Origin of the sequence: Mesorhizobium sp. M0051, from assembly GCF_040323235.1 — a bacterium.
GTDB lineage: Bacteria > Pseudomonadota > Alphaproteobacteria > Rhizobiales > Rhizobiaceae > Mesorhizobium.
In genome coordinates this window covers 1-21,166 of the sequence record NZ_JAMYUT010000010.1, presented here as the reverse complement: position 1 = coordinate 21,166, position 21,166 = coordinate 1, and the positions used below count along the sequence as shown (strand labels likewise).

Below are 21,166 nucleotides of genomic sequence, written 5' to 3'. Positions count from 1 at the left end.
GCTGCCACGCCGGCCGATGGGCCGGCGTTGCTATGTCAAAATCGAACTCTGGATGCCGTGCTTACTCCGCACCTTCGGGACCGGCATCAGGCGCAGGAGTGGCCTCGGTACCGACTTCAACGATCTCTTCCTCGTCCGATTGCGGCTCAGAGATCCGCTCGACCGAAACCACCCTTTCACCTTCGGCCGTATTGAAGATGGTCACGCCCTTGGTGGCGCGGCTGGCGAAACGGATGCCGTTGACCGGCACCCGGATGACGGTGCCGCCGTCTGATACCAGCATGATCTGATCGTCATTGCCGACCGGGAAGGTCGCCACCAGCCGGCCGATCTCGGCTACCTTGGAAACATCGGTGGCGCGAATGCCCTTGCCGCCGCGTCCGGTCAGCCGGAAATCGTAGGACGAAGAGCGCTTGCCGTAGCCATATTCCGTCACCGTCAGCACGTACTTCTCATGTGCCTTGAGGAATTCGTAGCGCTCGTCGGAAAGCTCGGTCTCCTCGCCGACCTCTTCGTTGGTCAGCGCGATCTCTTCCTCTTCGCCGGCAGCGATGCCGGCGGCAAGCCGCCGTTCGGCCGCCGCCCGCTTCAGATAGGCGGCGCGCTCGGCTGGCGGCGCATCGACGTTCTCGATCACCGCCATGGAAATCACCCTGTCGGTTTTAGCCATCGCGATACCACGCACGCCGACCGAATTGCGGCTCTGGAAGACGCGCACGTCGCCGACCGAGAAGCGGATGCACTGGCCGGAACTGGCGGTCAAAAGCACGTCGTCATTGTCGGTGCAGGTCTCGACGCCGAGGATTTCGTCGCCCTCCTCCTCCAGCTTCATGGCGATCTTGCCGTTGCGGTTGACCTGGACGAAGTCGGAAAGCTTGTTGCGGCGCACAGTGCCGCGCGTGGTGGCGAACATCACGTCGAGCTCACCCCAGCTGGTCTCGTCCTCGGGCAGCGGCATGATGGTTGTGATGCGTTCCCCCTGCTCCAGGGGCAGCATGTTGATCAGCGCCTTGCCACGCGACTGCGGGTTGCCGATCGGCAGCCGCCAGACTTTTTCCTTGTAGACGATGCCGCGCGAGGAGAAGAACAGCACTGGCGTATGGGTGTTGGCGACGAACAGCCGGGTGACGAAATCCTCTTCCTTGGTCGACATGCCGGAGCGGCCCTTGCCGCCGCGGCGTTGAGCCCGGTAGAGCGACAGCGGCACGCGCTTGATATAGCCGGAATGGCTCACCGTCACGACCATGTCCTCACGCTGGATCAGGTCCTCGTCTTCCATGTCCGAACCGCCTTCGGAGAGCTCGGTGCGCCGCGGCGTGCCGAACTCGTCGCGCACGGCGGCAAGCTCGTCCTTGACGATCTGCTGGACACGCGCTCGGGAAGACAAAATGTCCAGATAATCAATGATTTCGGCGCCGATCGTGTTCAACTCGTCGGCGATTTCGTCGCGGCCGAGCGCCGTCAGGCGCTGCAAGCGCAGTTCGAGGATGGCGCGCGCCTGCTCCTCGGACAAATTATAAGTGCCGTCTTCGTTGATGCGATGGCGCGGATCGTCGATCAGGAGGATCAGCGATTCGACGTCGCCGGACGGCCAGCGCCGTTCCATCAACTGCTCGCGCGCCGTCTGCGGATCCGGCGCGGTGCGGATCAGCTTGATGACCTCGTCGATGTTGGCGACGGCGATGGCGAGACCGACCAGCACATGGGCGCGGTCGCGCGCCTTGCGCAGCAGGAATTTCGTCCGCCTTGTGATCACCTCCTCGCGGAAGGCGACGAACGCCTTCAGCATATCGGTCAGGTTCATCACTTCCGGCTTGCCGCCGTTCAGCGCCACCATATTGGCGCCGAAGGAGGTCTGCAGCGGCGTGAAGCGATAGAGCTGGTTGAGGATGACGTCGGCAACGGCGTCGCGCTTCAGCTCAATGACGACCCGGTAGCCCTGGCGGTCGCTCTCGTCGCGAATGTCGGAAATGCCTTCGATGCGCTTGTCGCGCACCAGTTCGGCCATCTTCTCGATCATCGACGACTTGTTCACCTGGTAGGGAACTTCGGTGATGATGATCGACTCGCGGTCATTGCCGCGCTGTTCGATGTTGACCTTGCCACGCATGACGATTGAGCCGCGGCCGGTCGCATAAGCGCTGTAGATGCCGGAACGGCCAAGCACGATGCCGCCGGTCGGGAAATCCGGTCCCGGAATGATCTCCATCAGCGCCGGCAGATCGATCGCCGGATTGTCGATGATGGCAATCGCGCCGTTGCAGACCTCGCCGAGGTTGTGCGGCGGGATGTTGGTCGCCATGCCGACGGCTATGCCGCCCGAGCCGTTGACGAGAAGATTGGGAAACCGTGCAGGCAGAACCTTCGGTTCGCTGCCCGACGCATCGTACGTGTCCTGGAAATCGACGGTGTCCTTGTCGATATCCTCCAAGAGCTCGTGCGCAACCTTGGTCAGCCGCGCTTCCGTGTAGCGCATCGCCGCCGGCGGATCGCCGTCGATGGAGCCGAAATTGCCCTGTCCGTCGATCAGCGGCACGCGCAACGACCAGTCCTGCGCCATGCGCACCAAGGCGTCGTAGATGGAAGCGTCGCCATGCGGATGGTATTTACCCATCACGTCGGCGACGGGACGCGCCGACTTCACATATTTGCGGTTCCAGTGGTAGCCGCTCTCATGGGCGGCGAAGAGAATGCGGCGATGCACCGGCTTCAGGCCGTCGCGCACGTCGGGCAGCGCACGGCTGACGATCACGCTCATGGCGTAATCGAGATAGGAGCGCTGCATCTCCTCGACGATGGATATCGGCTCGATGCCGGTGGGGCCGCCGTCGGCGCCGCGCGGTGTCTTCTGGTCGGTCAAATCGGATCACAATCTAATCAGGAATCACTCGGTGCTTATATAGGAAGCAAGGCCGAAACTCCAACATGTCAGGCACTTTTCCAGTGTCATTTTTGGTGGTAATTTCAAAAGGATACCACTGATTGCGACGATATGGCCAAGGCGGTTTCTCCACCACCGAGGCAAAAGCCCGCAATCGACCGTTTTCCCTGAGCGAAAGCCACGAGCGCGATGAATTGGACCCGTGGCTGCCTTTGCGAGCACTGAGCGGGTGGGCGCGGATTTCACGAGACCGGAGCGACCCGGATGTCGCGAAATGCACCACGGCAGGCGCGATACTGACCGGGCGTTTCGCCCATGATACGCCGAAACCGGCGGTTGAACGTCGACAGATCGTTGAAGCCGGCCTCGAAGGCGATCGCCGAGACCGCATCATCCGACATGCGCAGCCGCATCGCTGCTCTGTGCAGCCGGGTCTTGAGCAGGAACTGATAGGGCGTCATGCCCGCGACCTGCCGGAAGACACGCAGGAAATGATAGGGGCTGGTCGCGGTCTCATCGGCAAGCGCTGCAAGCGAGACCGGCCCGTCGGCATCGAGTTCGATCCGCCGCACCGCCTCGGCAACCCGTTTCTGATCGCGGCGACTTGGCGTGCGCCTGACAGGCGTCGGCCCATAGACTTTTGCCACGGCGGCACCGGCAATGCGCAGCCCGAGTTCCTCGAAGGCGTCGATGTCGGCCATCTCGCGTGCGGTTTCCGCCTCGGCGAGCAAGGGCGCCAAGATCGGCAAAGGTGGCAGGCGGGGCGCCTCGAAGGCCAGCTTCCTGGCGCCCGGCACGCCGGCCACGATCCGTTCCATATAGACCGGTCCGAAATGGAACGAGAGGCAACGATCGCCGCTGCCGAGCTCGTGCCCGCATTCGTAGCACGTGCCGGGATTGCCGAGCAGGAGCGCGCCGGGCGCCAGCATCGCCGTGCCTTGTTGGGCGCGATAGCGAAACGTGCCGCTGGTGACCGCGGCGACACAGAAATCCCGATGTGCTTCCTCGAACGGCCTATCACCAGCGCTGGCCGTGCAAATCACATCCGATACCTGCCAGCTAGGTCCGGATGCGAGTGAGCGTGTGGTCGCTGTCATGACCGAAATATAGCAATTTTTCCCAAGCCCAGAACCCCGTCACCGCCTACTCCTGCGGTCTCCTGACAAGAAGAGACCGGAGCCATGTTCGACCAATCCTCGTTTGCCGAAGCCTTGCACAGTCCCGGACCAGCAGAAGGGCTTGCCGAAAAACTGAACCTTTACGGCCGCTTCGTCGGCGCCTGGATGTTCGATGCCTCGCGCCATCTTGATGACGGCACGGTGCTGACCGGGCGCGGCGAGGTGCACTTCGGCTGGGTCCTGGAAGGCCGCGCGATTCAGGATGTCTGGATCCTGCCCGCGCGTGATGCCGGTCCCTCGCCGTCGCTCGGCAAATGGACGTTCTATGGCACGACGTTGCGCCTGTACGACCCGACTGCCGACGCCTGGCACATTTTCTGGAGCGACCCGCGCAACCAGTATTATAGCCGCCAGCTCGGCCACGCCGAGGGCGATACGATCGTGCAAGTGGGCGATGATGGCACCGGATCCTCTGTGCGCTGGAGCTTTTCGCGGATCACCGAAGACAGCTTCCGCTGGCTTGGCGAGCGCTCGCACGACAATGGCGCGACATGGCGGCTGGAAGTCGAGTTCCTGGCGCACCGAATGGAATGAAAGCGTCGCGATCGTTCACGCCCCCTCTGTCCCGCCGGCATCGAAGTTCTTGATACGCGAACGACCTTTTCGCTGACGGTTCCCACCGACCGGGCTTTGCTCTACCACTGTCATGGTGCGGGCATGGCCCGGCGGGAGGGGTCAGAAATGCCGAATTTCGACAGTCTGTTCAACGCCTTCGTGACCATTCTCGTGACCATCGATCCGCCTGGACTGGCACCGCTGTTCCTCGCCGTGACACGCGGCATGAACCGCGAGGAGCGCCAGCAGGTTTCCGTCCGCGCCTCGATCATCGGCTTCTTGGTGATGGCGCTGTTTGCGGTTGCCGGCGCCTCCATCCTGTCGGTGTTCGGCATCACGCTGCCGGCCTTCCGGGTCGCCGGCGGTTTTCTGCTGTTCTTCATCGCTTTCGAAATGGTGTTCGAGCGACGGCAGGACCGCAAGGAGAAGATCGGCGACGTCGCCATCACCAAGGACATGATCCACAACATCGCCGCCTTCCCGCTGGCGATCCCGTTGATCGCCGGCCCAGGCGCGATTTCAGCGACCGTGCTGCTCTCCGGTTCCTTTCAGGGATTTGCCGCGCAGGCTGCCCTGGTCGGCATAATCTTCGTCTGCCTCGCCATCACCTACCTTGTGTTCGTGCTGTCGGAGCGCATCGACCGCATCCTCGGCCAGACCGGGCGTTCGATCCTCACCCGCCTGCTTGGCGTCATCCTGGCGGCGCTTGCCGTCCAGTTCGTCGCCGACGGCATCAAGGCGTTGATGGCTGGCTGAGCGGCGTCCCTGCTTCCCTACTGCCTACTCACGCCCGTATCGATCACTTCGAAGTCGTGTGTGATCGTAGCGGTCTTGGCCAACATAGCGGAGGCCGAGCAGTATTTCTCGATCGAAAGATCGATCGCCCGCTTGACCTTGTCGGTGGAAAGAGCCCGACCCTTGACCACGAAATGCATATGGATGCGGGTGAAAACCCTGGGCTCGGTTTCGGCTCGGTCGGCGTCAAGTTCCACGATGCAATCCTCGACCGCTTCCCGGCCCTTCTCGAGAATATGGACGACATCATAGGCCGAACAGCCGCCGGTCCCGATCAGCACCAGTTCCATCGGGCTCGGGCCCGGCGTCCTGCCTTCCGGCCCGGGCGCGGTTCCGAGTACGACCTTGTGGCCGCTACCGGACTCGCCGACGAAGGTACGCTCCTCGACCCATTTTACGCGTGCTTTCACCTGACATTTCCTTCCACTCGAGTTCGTCCGCCTCAAGAATTAAATCGGATCACGGGCCGGCTCGCGCGACGCCAAAGACGACGTCGTGCATGACCCTGCCCGGCAACTGGGTGAAGATGCCGGCGCCAATCAACGCGAAGACGTAAAGCGAAATCATGACCTTGCGATGCTTGGCGACGCGCTGATTATGGCACGGCCAGCGGCACGGTGACCAGCACCAGGATCGACAGGAAATGGATAGGACCGAAAGGGCCGATGAGGCGGATCTGATGAATCCAGAAACTCGAGACCGCGATGACCAGCATCAGCGCGGCCCAGACATAGCCCGCGATGCGGTGGCGCGGGGTTCCCTTCGGCAGCATCAGCTGCGTGGCCCCTATCGCCAATGCGGCGAAGGCCGCAAAGGCATGCCAGGGTATAGGAGATGGCGCGGCAAGCAGCGGGTCCAGCGACATTGCCTCTCTCCGTTGGTTGCTCTCTTTACGATCGATTTGTCGTCAGAACGGGATTTCGTCATCCAGTTCGCGCGACGAACCGCCACCGCCGCCGCTCTTGGCACCGCCGCCGCCGCGATTGAAGCCTTCGCTCGGGCTGGACTGGCCGAAATCGGAACCACGGCTGCTGCCACCACCGGCATAGCCGCTGACCTGTCCGCCCTCACCCTGCCCGCGTGCGTCGAGCATCTGCAGCTCACCACGGAACTTCTGTAGCACGACTTCCGTCGTGTACTTGTCGGCGCCGGTCTGGTCCTGCCATTTGCGCGTCTGCAGCTGGCCCTCGACGTAAACCTTCATGCCCTTCTTCAGATACTGCTCCGCCACCTTGGCGATGCCCTCATTGAAGATGACGACGTTGTGCCACTCGGTTTTTTCCTTGCGCTCGCCGGAATTCTTGTCGCGCCAGCTTTCCGACGTCGCGATGCGGATGTTGACGACCGGTTCGCCAGAATTCAGCCGGCGGATTTCAGGGTCAGCACCGAGATTGCCGACCAGAATGACCTTATTGACGCTACCCGCCATGATATTTCTCCGCTCATCCGAAACCAATTTTTGTCGCAGCACCTTACAGGCTGCCGACGTCAGCCGCCTGCTAAGGCTGGCTTTTCCCACAACGTTTTTGTTCTCTTTTCGTTCTATGGTACGTACGACGTTCTGTCAATGTTTGTCAGCAAGACGTAATGTCCCGGTCCGAGATTTTCCACGAAATCGGGAATGGATCGGGACGATCAAATGAAATTCGTGGCACATGAGGACCAGCAGCGCGAGCAATGGCGAGCAGGTGTGGAATCGCGTATGCATGTCTCAGCCAGCAACGGTGCATCGCAACTTTGCATATCCGAACAATGGGTCGAACCCACGGTCGGTGCCCCAACGCACTGGCATCCCGTGGAGGAAGTGCTGACCGTCATCGCCGGCAGGGCCGAGATGTGGATCGACGATGAGCACCGCGTCCTGACACCGGGCCAGTCTTTGGTTGTTCCCGCAAACAGGAAACATGGGTTCAAGAACGTCGGCACCGGAACGCTTCATATTCACGCCGTGCTCGCATCGCCGATCTTCGAGGCGACGTTTGATGGGCCTGTTGGGGCAGTGAGGCGCTGGCTTCCGGCGGTCTCGTGAAAACAGCACTTGCCAAATCAATAAGTGTAGACTTATGCTTTGGCCATGATCGAAGCAGAGATTTTCCGGGCCCTGGCCGACCCGACGCGCCGAGCCGTCTTTGAGCGGCTCGCCTCTGGCGAAATGACGGTATCGGAATTGCGCACCGGCATGACGGTGTCGCAACCGGCGGTATCGCAGCATCTGGCGGTGCTGCGCGGCGCCGGCCTGGTGGTCGAGCGCCGCGCCGGCCGCAACGCCTATTACCGCGCCGACCCGCAAGGGCTCGCCCCCTTGCTCTCCTGGATCGAACGCTACCGGACCTTCTGGCCGGAACGCATCGAAAGACTGAAGGCGGTTTTGAAGGACATGGACCAATGAAAAACGTTCGATCGATGAAGGCCGATAGCCATCGCGAGATCTCTCCCGATGCGATCGAATTCGAGTATGACCTTGCCGAGCCGCCGGAAAAGGTATGGCGGGCTCTGACCGTGCCGGAGTTGCTCGCCGCCTGGATGATGCCGAACGACATCAGGCCGCAGACCGGCAATCGTTTTGCCTTCGCCGGGCCGGACGCAGCGATCGAATGCGATATTCTCGACGCCGAGCCGGAGAAGCTGCTGCGCTATTCCTGGCGGGAGCAGCCAGGCGACGCCGCGCGACAGGATAGCCTCGACAGCGCATTGGACAGCATTGTCACCTTCACACTTGCCCCTACAGTTTCCGGCGGCACCCATCTGCGCATTGTCCATGACGGCTTCGCCCGCAAGGCAATGCCCGCGGTCGCCATGGCGGGCGCCAACTGCCGGCTTTCACTCGACGCAACCGATTCACGCAAGCCAATCGCCGCAAACACGCCTCGCCTCTTGTTGCGTGCAGCCTGAACAGGACAATGGAGAGAAGATCATGAGCGGTGTTGCCAGTCTGGTGCCGATGGTCATCGAGCAATCGAGCCGCGGCGAACGCGCCTTCGACATCTTTTCGCGGCTGTTGCGCGAACGCATTGTCTTCATCAATGGCGAGATCAACGACGACATCTCTGCGCTGGTCTGCGCACAGTTGCTGTCGCTGGAATCGGACAATCCCGACAAGGAGATCTCGCTCTATATCAACTCGCCGGGCGGCGTGGTGACCAGCGGCTTCGCCATCTACGACACGATGCAATACATCAGTTGCCCGGTCTCGACCGTGTGCATGGGCTTTGCCGCCTCGATGGCCTCGTTCCTGCTGATGGCAGGAACGGCCGGGCGTCGTATCTCACTGCCGAACGCCACCATCCTGCTGCATCAGCCGCTTGGCGGCTTCCAGGGTCAGGCCTCCGACATCCAGCGCCATGCCGAGCGCATCGTCCAGACGAAACGGCACATGGCCGAACTCTATGCGCAGCATTGCGGCCGCACCTATGAAGAGGTCGAACGCACGCTGGACCGCGACCACTTCATGACCGCCCGCGAGGCCCGGGCCTGGGGCATCGTCGACCATGTCTTCGACACGCGAAAAAAGGCGGCATAAAAGTGGGCCGGATCGCATTCCCGCCGGCGCTCAAGTTGTCGCCCAAAGTGGCCCGGTTTTGGGAGAATGACATGCATAAAGACAAAGGGCTAAAACGCGTCGCCTGAATCCGTTCTCGAAACACGACACGCTTTGGAAGATTGACGATGTCGGTCTGGTCCCGTCGACGGCATGCCACTATCATCCTGGGATGATCGACACTCATCCGCCCAGAACATTGCACCGTGTGATCGCCATTGTAGCGCTCGCGTGTCTCTCGAGCGGGTCGGCGTTCGCAGACGATAGTTCGGCGCAGGGGCAAAAAAGGGCCCTGCCCGGCGTGGCCGGCGATTATCGCATCGCCAAACCGGCTCCCGAGCCCGAACCCGACGACGCATTTCCCGGCAACGGCAACGGCCAGTTCAAGATCGGTGACACGGATGTCAGGATTTCAGGCAGCATCACCGTCGATGTCGGAGCCGGCTCAATCCGGCAGCCGCGCCACTGATAGTGGTGCCGGCGTGCCGCGCAGGCATATCGCCAACAAGACAATCCGCACATAAATGGCCCCGCCGTGCTTTGCGCAAACGGACGGGGCCTTTTTGGATCTCAAATCCAACTTCTACCGGGGGCGTACTGCCGGCATTTGATTTCGGATGCAACGCGGCGTCAGCCGACGATCCGACTGCAGTCTCTGATTTTTACGGAGTATGGCAGGTCACGGTTTGTCGGGTGGCGAAAACGCTAGACCCTGGCACTTATGCCTGCCGCGGCTCCAGTAACAACTGGAACCCTGGGGGACGATCCGGTGGCGTCATAGCTCCGCTCCTATGTCCATTCCAACGTTTTCGTCTCGAAGCACAAATCGCTAATGCCTGCGGCGTCTCGCAGGCCGCCTCCGGGCGGCGAGACCATCGAAAGACGGCCGGCTTCGTTGACTGCCAGACTCTGCCCCCGTGTGTCGGGGACGTCAACCGGCAATAGACAGATACCGAAAAATGTGATCGCCCGGAGATTACGTACAGGTCAGTTTTTGAACAGCTTTGTCAGGAGCGTGTTCGGTCTTTGTTCTTTCCGCTTGCCCGTTTACGCGAAAGACGGTTAAACGCTTTTGTTGGGAATTGTGGCGTCTCTCGACGCGGCGGCAAAACTACCTACATAGGGGATGGCTGGGAAACTCGCCATTCCAGGAAATTCCAGATTCTGAGGCGGCGACCGGCGATGGCCGACCATAAATATCTTTCCATTCGCGGGGCGCGCGAACACAATCTGAAGAATGTCGATCTCGACCTGCCGCGTGACAGCCTGATTGTCATGACCGGCCTGTCGGGTTCCGGCAAATCCTCGCTTGCTTTCGACACCATCTATGCCGAAGGGCAGCGCCGCTATGTCGAGAGCCTGTCGGCCTATGCCCGGCAATTCCTCGAAATGATGCAGAAGCCGGACGTCGACCAGATCGACGGCCTGTCGCCTGCCATCTCGATCGAGCAGAAGACCACCTCGAAGAACCCGCGTTCGACGGTCGGTACCGTCACCGAGATCTACGACTACATGCGCCTGTTGTTTGCGCGCGTCGGCATCCCCTATTCGCCGGCCACCGGCCTGCCGATCGAGAGCCAGACGGTTTCGCAGATGGTCGACCGCGTGCTGGCGGTCGAGGAAGGCACCCGCCTGTTCATCCTGGCGCCGATGGTGCGCGGCCGCAAAGGCGAATACCGCAAGGAATTGCTGGAGTTGCAGAAGAAGGGCTTTCAGCGCGTCAAGGTCGACGGCGTCTTCTATGAAATCGCCGACGTGCCGGCACTGGACAAGAAGTACAAGCATGACCTCGACGTCGTCGTCGACCGCATCGTCGTGCGCGGCGATCTGGCGACACGGCTCGCCGACTCCATCGAAACCGCTTTGAAGCTGGCCGATGGGTTGGCTGTCGCCGAATTCGCCGACAAGCCGCTCGACGCCAGCCAGACCGGCGAGGATTCGGTCAACAAGTCGAAGAACGAGACGCATGAGCGCATCCTGTTCTCGGAAAAATTTGCTTGTCCCGTGTCCGGCTTCACCATCCCGGAAATCGAACCGCGCCTGTTCTCGTTCAACAATCCGTTCGGCGCCTGCCCGACCTGCGACGGTCTCGGTAGCCAGCGCGCCATCGACGGCAATTTGATTGTGCCGGACGAAAACATCTCGCTGCGCGACGGCGCCGTCAGCCCATGGGCGAAGTCGACCTCGCCCTATTACGCGCAGACGCTGGAAGCGCTCGGCAAGGCCTATGGCTTCAAGCTCGGCGACAAGTTCAAAGACCTGACCGAAGAGGCAAAGGAAGCCATCCTGCGCGGCACCGGCGAGCGCGAGATCACCTTCCAGTACGACGACGGTCTGCGCTCCTACAAGACCACGAAAACTTTCGAAGGCGTCATTCCCAATCTCGAGCGGCGCTGGAAAGAGACCGAATCCGCCTGGATGCGCGAGGAGATCGAGCGCTTCATGTCGGCCACACCCTGCCCGGCTTGCAAAGGCTATCGGCTGAAGCCCGAGTCGCTGGCGGTGAAGATCGCCGGCAAGCACATCGGCGAAGTCACCGAGCTTTCCATCCGCAAGGCCGACCGGTGGTTCACCGACCTGCCCGCCTCGCTGAACGACAAGCAGAACGAGATCGCGGTGCGTGTGCTCAAGGAAATCCGCGAGCGGCTGCGTTTCCTCAACGATGTCGGGCTCGACTATCTGACCCTGTCGCGCAATTCCGGCACGCTGTCGGGCGGCGAGAGCCAGCGCATCCGGCTGGCGTCGCAGATCGGCTCCGGCCTCACCGGCGTGCTTTACGTGCTGGACGAGCCGTCGATCGGCCTGCATCAGCGCGACAATGCCCGCCTGCTCGATACGCTCAAGCACCTGCGCGACATCGGCAACACGGTGATCGTCGTCGAGCATGACGAGGACGCCATCCTGCATGCCGACTACGTCGTCGATATGGGCCCGGCCGCCGGCATCCATGGCGGCGAGATCATCGCCCAGGGCACGCCGCAGCAAGTCATGGCCAACCCCAATTCGATCACCGGCAAATATCTGTCGGGCGCGCTCGAAGTGGCGACGCCTGGCGTGCGCCGCGAAGCGAAGAAGAACCGGCGCCTCAAGATCGTGGGCGCTCGCGGCAACAATCTGAAGAACGTCACCGCCGAAATCCCGCTCGGCACGTTCACCGCCGTCACCGGCGTCTCGGGCGGCGGCAAGTCGACCTTCCTGATCGAGACGCTGTTCAAGGCCGCCTCGCGCCGCATCATGGGCTCGCGCGAACACCCGGCCGATCATGACCGCATTGAGGGCCTGGAATTCCTCGACAAGGTCATCGACATCGACCAGTCGCCCATTGGCAGGACCCCGCGCAGCAATCCGGCCACCTACACCGGCGCCTTCACACCGATCCGCGACTGGTTCGCCGGCCTTCCAGAAGCCAAGGCGCGCGGCTATCAGCCGGGACGCTTCTCGTTCAACGTCAAGGGCGGGCGCTGCGAAGCCTGCCAGGGCGACGGCGTCATCAAGATCGAGATGCACTTCCTGCCCGACGTCTACGTCACCTGCGACGTCTGCCACGGCAAGCGCTACAACAGAGAGACGCTCGATGTCCTGTTCAAGGGCAAGTCGATCGCCGACGTGCTTGACATGACCGTCGAGGAAGGCGTCGATTTCTTCGCCGCGGTGCCGGGCGTGCGCGACAAGCTCGATACGTTGAAGCAGGTCGGCCTCGGCTATATCCATATCGGCCAGCAGGCGACGACGCTGTCCGGCGGCGAGGCGCAGCGAATCAAGCTCGCCAAGGAACTGTCGCGCAAGGCGACAGGCAAGACGCTCTACATCCTTGACGAACCGACCACCGGCCTGCACTTCCACGACGTCGCCAAACTGTTGGAAGTGCTGCACGAACTGGTCGACCAGGGCAACACGGTGGTCGTCATCGAGCACAATCTCGAGGTGATCAAGACCGCCGACTGGGTGCTCGACCTCGGCCCCGAAGGTGGCGATGGCGGCGGCGAACTGGTCGCCTCCGGCACGCCGGAAGCAATCGTGCGCGAGAAGCGCAGCTACACCGGCCAGTTCCTCAAGGAGCTGCTGGAGCGACGCCCCGGAGGCAAGCGCGAAGCCGCGGAGTGATGATCGGACCGGCGGCACCTGGGGGAGCTTTTGAATGACAATCAGAAGGGCTCGGGCCGGTAATCTCCAGACAGTCGTCTCGCTGACGGAAGCAGCCTATGCCCCCTACACCGCCTTGTTCGGCGCGCCGCCGATCCCGGTCACCGAGGACTACGCTCCGCGCATCGAGCGCGGCGAGGTCTGGCTGCTGGAGAGCGGCGGCGAGTTTGCCGGAGTGCTCACGCTGGAGTGGCATGACGATCACGCGATGATCTTTTCCGTCGCCGTGGCCCCGGCCTTCCAAGGCAAGGGCCTCGGCGTCGCCCTGCTCAAACACGCCGACGAACAGACGCGCCTCTGGGGCTTGCCCGAGGTGCGGCTCTACACCAACGCCAGGATGGAGCGGAACATCGCGCTCTATCTGGCCTATGGTTTCCATGAAACGGGTCGCAGGCCCAATCCCTATCGGCCAGGCTGGGTGCTCGTCGACATGGCAAAGCCAGTCGATGAAGCGGCCTGATTTTTCTTCACTGGCCAGATTTCTTCACTGGGAGGATGACAATGAGCACATCGGGAACAATCCGCGCCGGCATGGGCGGCTGGACTTTCGAGCCCTGGGATACGTCCTTTTATCCCGACAAGCTTTCCAAGGCCAAGCAGCTGAACTACGCCAGCCGGCAGGTGCCGACCATCGAGGTCAATGGCACCTACTATTCCAGCTTCAAGGAACCGACCTTCGTGAAATGGGCCAGCGAGGCGCCCGACGGTTTCGTCTATGCGCTGAAGGGCAATCGCTTCGTCACCAACCGCCGCGTGCTCGGCGAGGCCGGCGAATCGATAATGCGCTTCCTCGGCTCAGGCGTGACCGCGCTCGGTGAAAAGCTTGGGCCGATCCTGTGGCAGTTCGCGCCGACCAAGAAATTCGATCCGGATGACTTCGAAGCCTTCCTGAAACTGCTGCCGGAAAAACAGGATGGCGTCGCGCTGCGCCACGCGCTTGAAGTACGCAACGATAGCTTCATCGTGCCGGAATTCGTGGCGCTGGCGCGCAGACACAAGGCGGCGATCGTTTATGCCGATCATGCCAAGTATCCCGACATCGCCGACGTTACAGCCGATTTCGTCTATGCACGGCTGCAGACCGGCAGCGACGACAATCCCGATTGCTACACGCCGAAGGGTCTCGATGAATGGGCCGCGCGGGCAAAGACCTGGGCGGAGGGCAAGCAGCCGGCCGACCTTCGCCGTGCCGATCCCGGTACCGATGCACCAGTCCAGCCGCGCGACGTGTTCGTCTACTTCATCACCGAGGGCAAAGTGCGCGCGCCGTTCGGCGCCATGGCATTGATGAAGCGAGTGAATTAGAGCGGCGGATCTCCAGCCGGCACCTTAGATTGTTGTTGGAACCTGCCCGGCGCATTGATCGTTCTATCCTGGCAGATGGCGACGCGTGCGACATCGCGAACGCTTAGGCAACGATCCCGCAAGTTCCTGCATCGGATGCAGGGACTTGAAAAAGGGCAACGACAAATGGCTATCATCCTCCTCGGTGCATTGCTTACTGTCGCTGGCGTTGTGTACATGGCAGGCGCCGTCCTTTGGCGCGGGAGGCTTAGCGATCCTGCGCCTGTCGTTCCGGATCGCCCGATGCCACACCTCGCAACACCAGGACCGACGCTCGAGCCACGCCGGCGGGGGCTCAGTTTCCTCGGCCTGTCGCAGAATTGGCCAGGCCTGTTGATGATGGGCATTGGCCTGGCGCTGCTGTTGTTGTCGGCGCTCTTCTGATACTCTGCGGAATCTCGACATCTTCACTGATATCGTAACCTTATCGATACTTCCTTGCTGCATGAATCCAGTTGGGCGCAGAGTTGCTCCAGCGCGGGCAAGGAAGAGGGCATGTCACTCGACTACAACTCACTGCTGCTCGCTGTCGGCTTTTCCGCCGCCTGCCTCAGCCTGACGTTGTTCGGCATCTGGCTTACAGCGCGTTCGGAGAAATTCTTGCTGACCTGGGCGGCCAGCGTGCTGCTGGTTGTCGGCGACGTCTTCACCTACAAAGCCTATATCGACAAGCCCGGACCGATGCTCGGCGTCGCCTCGTTTACGCTGCTGCTGCTCGGCTTCTCGACCATGCTCGGCGCCGCCCACCAGTTCACCACGGGCCGCTCTCCGCTGCCGCGCATCGCGCTCGGCGCCAACATCTCGCTGGCCGTAGCCCTGCCGCCGATGGTGCTCGGCTATGACGGACTGGGATTCATGCTGGAGAATTTCTTTGCCGCGCTGCTGCTCTTCGCCACCGCTCTCGAATACTGGAAGGGCCGTGCCGAATCCCCTGCCCCGATCATCGGGGTCACCGCGCTCTATTCGATCACCGCCGTATCCTTCGTGCTGTGCGCCATGGTTCTGGCATCGGACGGCAAGCTTGTGCTCGGCCATGCGCCGAGCAACTGGGTCGAGGACCTCAGCCTGGTCATCGTCATCGCCTGCATGACCGGTATCGGCTCCCTTTCGCTGGCACTCAACCAGGGGCGCCTGGCACAGTATCACCGCCGCAACGCGCTGACCGATCCGCTGACCGGCCTTCTCAATCGCCGAGCCCTTTTCGACATGCACGGCGATGCGCCCGTCGGCGCCTTCACGGCCGTGGTGGTGTTCGACCTCGACGGCTTCAAGGCCATCAACGACGAATTCGGCCATGCCGCCGGCGATGAAGTGCTGAGGGTGTTCGCCAGGGATCTCGCCGGCAATCTTCGCCCGGCCGATGTCGCTGCGCGCATGGGCGGCGAGGAATTCGCGCTGGTGCTGAAGCGGACCTTGCCCGAAACGGTGGAAGCCACCGCCGAAACCATCCGGGCAGCTTTCGCCGCGCGTCGTATAGAAACCGAGGCAGGCTCGCTGATATGCACGGTCAGTGCCGGATTTGCTTTCGGCACCAAAGAGGGCGTCAGCTTCGACAAGGTGCTCAGCGCCGCCGACAAGGCGCTCTACGCCGCTAAGCGCGGCGGCCGCAACCGCGTCACCGCCTCGGCATTACGGCGCGTGGGTTAGACCACGCGTATCGATGCCATGGCAACGGCCCGGAGAGATTGCGGCTCTTATGCCGCCATGACGATTTCATTGAAAGCGTCCAGGTCGACATAGAAGACCTTGGTGATCTCCTCGATCAGGTCGTCATGGCCGTAGCCTTGGGACTTCAAGATGTTGATGGCGGTGATGATATCGACGCGCTCGGTAAGCCGCCGCTTCTGGTAGTCCTCGACATAACGTTCCATGGCTGTCCCTTGGCCTGTGTGCCCAAACGCGTTTGAACGACAGAGATCGCAGGAGAGAAGCTAGGAAGCTTTGCTTGCGTGAAACTGGCCCTGTGCTAGCCACGCCCTCGATCTGCGATGAACCAGACTGATACGGAAGCGGCCGACTCACAAAAGCCCTGTGAAAGACTAGCACGCGGTATATGGTGCACCAGTGACGCAGATGGCTGGATCGGAGAAATATTGGACTTGCCAAGGACTTCGGATCGTCAACTGAAGTCCAGCGACGATTCTAGAGCGCGTCGCGTCGAAACGGATTCATGCGCCGCGCTTCCATTCATGTCGTTGTCTCAAAACGAGGGCCACTTTTGAGCGACATGCATTAGACCGTCAGGAACTTGCGTACATCAGCACGGTCTAAATCTTCCGCCGGGCCGGTATGGACGATCAGGCCACGGTCCATGATGTTGACCTCGTCGGCGAGTTCGCGGCAGAAATCGAGATATTGTTCGACCAAAAGCACGGCGATGCCGGCCTGGTCGCGCAGATAGCGGATGGCACGGCCGATATCCTTGATGATCGACGGCTGTATGCCTTCGGTCGGCTCATCGAGCACCAGCAGTTTCGGCCGCATCACCAGCGCCCTGCCGATGGCGAGTTGCTGCTGCTGGCCGCCGGAAAGGTCGCCGCCACGCCGGCCGAGCATCTGCTTGAGCACCGGGAACAATTCGAAGACATGCGCGGGAATGTTGCGGTCGGCCCGCTTCAGGGGCGCGAAGCCCGATTCGAGATTTTCCCGCACGGTGAGCAGCGGAAAGATCTCCCTGCCCTGCGGCACGAATGCGATGCCCGACCGGGCGCGGTCATACGCCGCGCTCCGGTCGAGCGCCTTCCCCTCGAAGGCAACGCTTCCGCTCGTCAGCCGGTGGTGGCCGACGATCGATCTCATCAAACTGGTCTTGCCGACGCCGTTGCGGCCGAGCACGCAGGTGATCTTGCCTGCGCGCGCCTTCAGCGACACGCCGCGCAGCGCCTGGGCAGCGCCGTAGTGCAACGTGGCATTGGAAACTTCGAGCATGTCAGCGCCTTCTCCAGAACCTGAGAAACGACAGATCGAAGCGATGGAATTGAACCCGCCAAACCATGCTCATCTCCCCAGATAGACTTCGACGACTCGCTCGTCGGCCGACACGAAATCGAGAGTGCCTTCCGACAGCACCGAGCCCTCGTGCAGGCAGGTGACCTTGACGCCGAGTTCGCGCACGAAATGCATGTCGTGCTCGACGACGATGACCGAATGATCGCGCGCAATATCCTTGAGCAGGCGTGCGGTCTCCTCGGTCTCTGCATCGGTCATGCCGGCGACCGGCTCATCGACCAAAAGCAGCTTCGGATCCTGCGCCAGCAGCATGCCGATCTCGAGCCACTGCTTCTGTCCATGGCTGAGATTGGCTGCCAGGTCGTTCCGCTTGTCGCCAAGCCGGACGATGCCGAGGATATCGTCGATCTGCCGCGTCTCGGCTGCCGAGCGGCGATGGAACAGCGCCGGGAAGATCGAGCGCGGACCCTTCAGCGCCAGCATAAGGTTTTCCTCGATCGTGTGGCTTTCGAAGACAGTCGGCTTCTGGAATTTGCGACCGATGCCCATCATGGCGATCTCGGCCTCGTCATGCTTGGTGAGATCCACCTCTCCGTCGAAGAACACCTCGCCCTCGTCGGGCCGCGTCTTGCCGGTGACGATGTCCATCATCGTCGTCTTGCCGGCCCCGTTGGGGCCGATGATGGCCCGCATCTCGCCCTTGTCGAGCACCAGCGACAGGTTGTTGATGGCACGGAAACCGTCGAACGAAACCGAGACGCCGTCGAGATAGAGGATCGTGTTCGACTTTGACATGATCGCTCACTCCGCCGGCTGCGGTTCGGGGCTGGTCGCGGACCAGTCACCGGGCTTTCTCGCTTCGCTACGAACAATCTTTGCCGGCAGCGGGACGTCGGCATCGGTGCCGGCTTCCTCGGCAATCGAGGCTGCCCGCAGCGCCTTGGCGTTGCCACGCCAGGAATCCCACATGCCGATGATGCCCTTGGGCAGCAAAAGCGTGACGGCGACGAACAGCCCGCCCAAGGCAAACAGCCAGAACTCCGGCAGCACGCCGGTGAACCAGGATTTTCCGGCATTGACCAGCAAAGCCCCGATGATCGGTCCGACAATGGTGCCGCGCCCGCCGACAGCGGCCCAAACGACGACCTCGATCGAATTGGCCGGCTCGAATTCCCCCGGATTGATGATGCCGACCTGCGGCACGTAGAGCGCACCCGCAATGCCGGCCATGACAGCCGACACGGTGAAGGCGAACAGCTTAACGTTCTCCGCCCGCCAGCCGAGGAAGCGCGTGCGGCTCTCGGCGTCGCGCACCGCCATCAAGAGCTTGCCGTATTTGGAGCCGACGATCGTCCAGGTGACGAAAACGGCGAGTGCGAGCGTCACCGCGCTGGCCGCGAATAGCGCCGAACGCGTCGCGTCGGCTTGCACGTTGAAGCCCAGAATATCCTTGAAATCGGTCAGCCCGTTGTTGCCGCCGAAACCCATGTCGTTGCGGAAAAACGCGAGCAGCAGCGCATAGGTCATCGCCTGGGTGATAATGGAGAGATAGACGCCGGTGACACGGCTGCGAAAGGCAAACCAGCCGAAGACGAAGGCGAGCAGGCCCGGCACCGCCAGCACCATGAGGCCGGCGAACCAGAAATGATCGAACCCAGTCCAGAACCACGGCAATTCCTTGTAGTTCAGGAACACCATGAAATCGGGCAGGATCGGGTTGCCATAGACGCCGCGCGAGCCGATCTGGCGCATCAGATACATGCCCATCGCGTAGCCGCCGAGCGCGAAGAAGGCGCCGTGACCGAGCGAAAGGATGCCGCAATAGCCCCAGACAAGGTCGAGCGCCAAGGCGAGCAGCGCGTAGCAGAGATATTTGCCGGTCAGCGCCACGATATAGGACGGGATGTAGAACGCGCTCGTCGGCGAGACCGCCAGATTAAGCAGCGGCACGATGACAGCCACCGCCAGCAGGATGAGAATCGTGATGGCAATGCGGCGATCCGCGCCGGCGGCGAAGAAGCGTCCTGAGATCATGCCTCCACCGCCCTGCCCTTGAGCGCGAACAGGCCGCGCGGGCGCTTCTGGATGAACAGGATGATGAGGACCAGCACGACGATCTTGCCGAGCACGGCGCCGGCATAGGGCTCAAGGAATTTGTTGACGATGCCGAGCGAGAACGCGCCGACCAGCGTGCCCCACAGATTGCCGACGCCGCCGAAGACGACGACCATGAAGCTGTCAATGATGTAGCCACGGCCAAGATTGGGCGAGACATTGTCGATCTGGCTGAGCGCCACACCGGCGATGCCGGCAATGCCTGACCCCAAGGCAAAAGTCAGCGCGTCGACCCACGGTGTCCTGATGCCCATCGAGGCGGCCATGCGCCGGTTGGCGGTGACCGCGCGCATCTGCAGGCCCCAGGGCGTGCGCTTCATGACATAGAGCAGCACCGCGAAAACGGTGAGCGCGAAAACCAGGATCCACAGGCGGTTCCAGGTGATCGCAAGCTGGCCGAGATTGACCGAGCCCGACATCCAGGAGGGGCTACCGACCTCCTGGTTTGTCGGCCCGAAGATCGAGCGTACCGCCTGCTGCAGGATCAGCGAGACGCCCCAAGTCGCCAGCAGTGTCTCCAACGGCCGCCCATAAAGGAAACGGATGATGCCGCGCTCGATGATCAGACCAACCAGAGCCGAGACGAGGAAGGCGAGCGGCAGTGCAATGACCAGCGACCAGTCGAACAGGTCCGGAAAAGACGTACGGATCAACTGCTGGACGACGAAGGTCGTGTAGGCGCCCAGCATGACCATCTCGCCATGCGCCATGTTGATAACGCCCATGACGCCAAAGGTGATGGCAAGCCCGATTGCCGCCAGCAGCAGCACCGAGCCAAGCGAAATGCCGTACCAGATGTTCTGGCCCGCATCCCAGAAGGCCAGCGTCGAGTTGATGGTGGCGATCGCGGCTGTCGCCGCTTGCTTGATCGCATCCGGGGAATTCGCCTCGACCGAAGTCAGCAATGAAACCGCATCACGGTCGCCCCGTGCACCGATGAGTGCAATTGCGGCGAGCTTGTCCGCGTCTGGCCGGTCGGAGACCAGGATGGAGGCGGCACGAGCCTGTTCGAGCAGAGCCTTGACGCTGGCCACGGTCTCACTGGCGATCGCGGTGTCGAGCGGCTCGATGTTTGCGGCATCGGGTGTCTTGAACATGGTGTCGGCGGCGGCAATGCGGACAGTCGGATCATTGGCGCCAAGCGTCAGCGTGCCCAGCGCATCGCGGATGACGCGGCGCAGCGTGTTGTTGACCTTGATCTTGGTGATTTCGTCCTTGGCCGCTTCGCCCGACGCTTCGCCGCTCAGCGGATCGAAAAGCTGGACGCTCTCGCCTGCTTCCTTGCCGGCAAACACCAGGGCATCGCTCTTGCGGATATAAAGGTTGCCGTCGGCGAGTGCCGCAAGCGGCCGCTCCACCGCCGGATCGCCGGTAGCCGCCAGTTCGTGGACGACGACTCCTGTCTCCGAAAAGCCCTTGGCCGTCGCGAATTTGGCGATGATGCCGCGCAGATCGGCCTCACCTGCGCCCGATGACGACAGCATCGCCAGCAGGAACAACAGCGTCAGGCCCGCGCGGATCAAGGTCATCGGCTTCTGTTAGCCCCTTGGAGGTTTGAATTGGGCGTGCGGCCGGGCGGGGGCGCGCACCGGGCGCGCGCGCGGGGGCGTGATGAGGCCCCGGCGGGGGCCGGCGGGGCCGCCCGCGGGGGGTGGGATGGGGGATGTT

At 62.1% G+C, this 21,166-nt stretch carries 22 protein-coding genes; 12 read left to right on the top strand and 10 right to left on the bottom strand.

All coding sequences use genetic code 11. The features are described from left to right. Positions 1-61: 61 nt before the first annotated feature. Positions 62-2,860 (bottom strand): DNA gyrase subunit A, encoded by a 2,799-nt coding sequence (gyrA, locus tag NKJ90_RS12445; protein ID WP_023759320.1) that lies wholly within the window; start codon positions 2,858-2,860, stop codon positions 62-64. A 263-nt stretch (positions 2,861-3,123) separates the two neighbouring features. After that, the gene (locus NKJ90_RS12440; RefSeq protein ID WP_023759321.1) at positions 3,124-3,978 is read right to left on the bottom strand and encodes a helix-turn-helix transcriptional regulator; all 855 of its coding nucleotides are present in this window, start codon (positions 3,976-3,978) and stop codon (positions 3,124-3,126) included. Positions 3,979-4,062: 84 nt separating this feature from the next. Here NKJ90_RS12440 and NKJ90_RS12435 point away from each other — a divergent pair, with 84 nt between their 5' ends. Together NKJ90_RS12435 and NKJ90_RS12430 are read left to right on the top strand one after the other, a co-directional pair. After that, the gene (locus NKJ90_RS12435; RefSeq protein WP_023759322.1) at positions 4,063-4,593 is read left to right on the top strand and encodes a hypothetical protein; all 531 of its coding nucleotides are present in this window, start codon (positions 4,063-4,065) and stop codon (positions 4,591-4,593) included. Between the two features lie 147 nt (positions 4,594-4,740). After that, positions 4,741-5,370, top strand: coding sequence for a MarC family protein (locus NKJ90_RS12430; protein WP_023759323.1), 630 nt, complete (start codon positions 4,741-4,743; stop codon positions 5,368-5,370). A 17-nt stretch (positions 5,371-5,387) separates the two neighbouring features. Here the strand turns inward: NKJ90_RS12430 and NKJ90_RS12425 are convergent, their stop codons facing one another. The 3 genes from NKJ90_RS12425 to NKJ90_RS12415 all read right to left on the bottom strand — a co-directional run bounded on the left by NKJ90_RS12425 (position 5,388) and on the right by NKJ90_RS12415 (position 6,838). Further along, a complete protein-coding gene (locus tag NKJ90_RS12425) occupies positions 5,388-5,819 on the bottom strand; it encodes an OsmC family protein (protein WP_023759324.1) in 432 nt (143 codons plus the stop codon). 185 nt (positions 5,820-6,004) lie between these two features. Continuing rightward, positions 6,005-6,274, bottom strand: a complete 270-nt coding sequence (locus tag NKJ90_RS12420; protein WP_348626161.1) for a DUF2306 domain-containing protein — start codon at positions 6,272-6,274, stop codon at positions 6,005-6,007. Between the two features lie 42 nt (positions 6,275-6,316). Continuing rightward, the gene (locus NKJ90_RS12415) at positions 6,317-6,838 is read right to left on the bottom strand and encodes a single-stranded DNA-binding protein (protein ID WP_023759325.1); all 522 of its coding nucleotides are present in this window, start codon (positions 6,836-6,838) and stop codon (positions 6,317-6,319) included. A gap of 210 nt (positions 6,839-7,048) precedes the next feature. On the opposite strand from NKJ90_RS12415, the gene NKJ90_RS12410 reads away from it, so the two are divergent. The 10 genes from NKJ90_RS12410 to NKJ90_RS12365 all read left to right on the top strand — a co-directional run bounded on the left by NKJ90_RS12410 (position 7,049) and on the right by NKJ90_RS12365 (position 16,081). Then, a complete protein-coding gene (locus NKJ90_RS12410; protein ID WP_023759326.1) occupies positions 7,049-7,438 on the top strand; it encodes a cupin domain-containing protein in 390 nt (129 codons plus the stop codon). A gap of 45 nt (positions 7,439-7,483) precedes the next feature. Further along, on the top strand, positions 7,484-7,798 hold the full coding sequence (locus NKJ90_RS12405) for an ArsR/SmtB family transcription factor (protein WP_023759327.1): 315 nt from the start codon (positions 7,484-7,486) through the stop codon (positions 7,796-7,798). Next, entirely contained in the window at positions 7,795-8,301 is a 507-nt protein-coding gene (locus NKJ90_RS12400) for an SRPBCC family protein (protein ID WP_031260201.1), read from the top strand. Before NKJ90_RS12405 ends, NKJ90_RS12400 begins: the two co-directional genes overlap by 4 nt. Positions 8,302-8,323: 22 nt before the next feature. Continuing rightward, positions 8,324-8,929 carry an ATP-dependent Clp protease proteolytic subunit gene (locus NKJ90_RS12395; RefSeq protein WP_023759329.1) on the top strand — a complete coding sequence of 202 codons (606 nt, stop codon included), beginning with the start codon at positions 8,324-8,326 and terminating at the stop codon, positions 8,927-8,929. 319 nt (positions 8,930-9,248) lie between these two features. After that, entirely contained in the window at positions 9,249-9,416 is a 168-nt protein-coding gene (locus tag NKJ90_RS33495) for a hypothetical protein (protein WP_502904905.1), read from the top strand. 713 nt (positions 9,417-10,129) lie between these two features. Next, positions 10,130-13,051, top strand: coding sequence for an excinuclease ABC subunit UvrA (uvrA, locus tag NKJ90_RS12385; protein WP_352486127.1), 2,922 nt, complete (start codon positions 10,130-10,132; stop codon positions 13,049-13,051). A 34-nt stretch (positions 13,052-13,085) separates the two neighbouring features. Further along, entirely contained in the window at positions 13,086-13,550 is a 465-nt protein-coding gene (locus NKJ90_RS12380) for a GNAT family N-acetyltransferase (protein WP_023759331.1), read from the top strand. Positions 13,551-13,591: 41 nt separating this feature from the next. Continuing rightward, positions 13,592-14,395: a DUF72 domain-containing protein gene (locus NKJ90_RS12375; RefSeq protein WP_023759332.1), complete on the top strand. Its 804-nt coding sequence runs from the start codon at positions 13,592-13,594 to the stop codon at positions 14,393-14,395. A 282-nt stretch (positions 14,396-14,677) separates the two neighbouring features. Then, positions 14,678-14,818: a hypothetical protein gene (locus NKJ90_RS12370; RefSeq protein ID WP_245266605.1), complete on the top strand. Its 141-nt coding sequence runs from the start codon at positions 14,678-14,680 to the stop codon at positions 14,816-14,818. A 111-nt stretch (positions 14,819-14,929) separates the two neighbouring features. Continuing rightward, positions 14,930-16,081 carry a GGDEF domain-containing protein gene (locus NKJ90_RS12365; RefSeq protein WP_023759334.1) on the top strand — a complete coding sequence of 384 codons (1,152 nt, stop codon included), beginning with the start codon at positions 14,930-14,932 and terminating at the stop codon, positions 16,079-16,081. A 47-nt stretch (positions 16,082-16,128) separates the two neighbouring features. Here NKJ90_RS12365 and NKJ90_RS12360 read toward each other — a convergent pair whose 3' ends face one another. The 5 genes from NKJ90_RS12360 to urtB all read right to left on the bottom strand — a co-directional run bounded on the left by NKJ90_RS12360 (position 16,129) and on the right by urtB (position 21,027). Further along, a complete protein-coding gene (locus NKJ90_RS12360; RefSeq protein ID WP_023759335.1) occupies positions 16,129-16,305 on the bottom strand; it encodes a hypothetical protein in 177 nt (58 codons plus the stop codon). A gap of 361 nt (positions 16,306-16,666) precedes the next feature. Beyond that, on the bottom strand, positions 16,667-17,362 hold the full coding sequence (gene urtE / locus NKJ90_RS12355; RefSeq protein ID WP_023759336.1) for an urea ABC transporter ATP-binding subunit UrtE: 696 nt from the start codon (positions 17,360-17,362) through the stop codon (positions 16,667-16,669). Between the two features lie 69 nt (positions 17,363-17,431). Continuing rightward, entirely contained in the window at positions 17,432-18,178 is a 747-nt protein-coding gene (urtD, locus tag NKJ90_RS12350) for an urea ABC transporter ATP-binding protein UrtD (RefSeq protein ID WP_023759337.1), read from the bottom strand. Positions 18,179-18,184: 6 nt separating this feature from the next. Further along, complete coding sequence (urtC, locus tag NKJ90_RS12345) at positions 18,185-19,417, bottom strand: urea ABC transporter permease subunit UrtC (protein WP_023759338.1); 1,233 nt, start codon at positions 19,415-19,417, stop codon at positions 18,185-18,187. Further along, positions 19,414-21,027, bottom strand: coding sequence for an urea ABC transporter permease subunit UrtB (urtB, locus tag NKJ90_RS12340; RefSeq protein ID WP_023759339.1), 1,614 nt, complete (start codon positions 21,025-21,027; stop codon positions 19,414-19,416). The genes urtC and urtB overlap by 4 nt, the downstream gene beginning before the upstream one ends. Between the last annotated feature and the right edge of the window lie 139 nt (positions 21,028-21,166).

Bases quoted from the DNA above. Each gene is read 5' to 3' on its own strand.
- NKJ90_RS12440 (WP_023759321.1), bottom strand. From the start codon at position 3,978: ATGACAGCGACCACACGCTCACTCGCATCCGGACCTAGCTGGCAGGTA.
- NKJ90_RS12435 (WP_023759322.1), top strand. From the start codon at position 4,063: ATGTTCGACCAATCCTCGTTTGCCGAAGCCTTGCACAGTCCCGGACCA.
- NKJ90_RS12430 (WP_023759323.1), top strand. From the start codon at position 4,741: ATGCCGAATTTCGACAGTCTGTTCAACGCCTTCGTGACCATTCTCGTG.
- NKJ90_RS12420 (WP_348626161.1), bottom strand. From the start codon at position 6,274: ATGTCGCTGGACCCGCTGCTTGCCGCGCCATCTCCTATACCCTGGCAT.
- NKJ90_RS12415 (WP_023759325.1), bottom strand. From the start codon at position 6,838: ATGGCGGGTAGCGTCAATAAGGTCATTCTGGTCGGCAATCTCGGTGCT.
- NKJ90_RS12410 (WP_023759326.1), top strand. From the start codon at position 7,049: ATGAAATTCGTGGCACATGAGGACCAGCAGCGCGAGCAATGGCGAGCA.
- NKJ90_RS12405 (WP_023759327.1), top strand. From the start codon at position 7,484: ATGATCGAAGCAGAGATTTTCCGGGCCCTGGCCGACCCGACGCGCCGA.
- NKJ90_RS12400 (WP_031260201.1), top strand. From the start codon at position 7,795: ATGAAAAACGTTCGATCGATGAAGGCCGATAGCCATCGCGAGATCTCT.
- NKJ90_RS12395 (WP_023759329.1), top strand. From the start codon at position 8,324: ATGAGCGGTGTTGCCAGTCTGGTGCCGATGGTCATCGAGCAATCGAGC.
- uvrA (WP_352486127.1), top strand. From the start codon at position 10,130: ATGGCCGACCATAAATATCTTTCCATTCGCGGGGCGCGCGAACACAAT.
- NKJ90_RS12380 (WP_023759331.1), top strand. From the start codon at position 13,086: ATGACAATCAGAAGGGCTCGGGCCGGTAATCTCCAGACAGTCGTCTCG.
- NKJ90_RS12375 (WP_023759332.1), top strand. From the start codon at position 13,592: ATGAGCACATCGGGAACAATCCGCGCCGGCATGGGCGGCTGGACTTTC.
- NKJ90_RS12370 (WP_245266605.1), top strand. From the start codon at position 14,678: ATGCCACACCTCGCAACACCAGGACCGACGCTCGAGCCACGCCGGCGG.
- NKJ90_RS12365 (WP_023759334.1), top strand. From the start codon at position 14,930: ATGTCACTCGACTACAACTCACTGCTGCTCGCTGTCGGCTTTTCCGCC.
- NKJ90_RS12360 (WP_023759335.1), bottom strand. From the start codon at position 16,305: ATGGAACGTTATGTCGAGGACTACCAGAAGCGGCGGCTTACCGAGCGC.
- urtE (WP_023759336.1), bottom strand. From the start codon at position 17,362: ATGCTCGAAGTTTCCAATGCCACGTTGCACTACGGCGCTGCCCAGGCG.
- urtD (WP_023759337.1), bottom strand. From the start codon at position 18,178: ATGTCAAAGTCGAACACGATCCTCTATCTCGACGGCGTCTCGGTTTCG.
- urtC (WP_023759338.1), bottom strand. From the start codon at position 19,417: ATGATCTCAGGACGCTTCTTCGCCGCCGGCGCGGATCGCCGCATTGCC.
- urtB (WP_023759339.1), bottom strand. From the start codon at position 21,027: ATGACCTTGATCCGCGCGGGCCTGACGCTGTTGTTCCTGCTGGCGATG.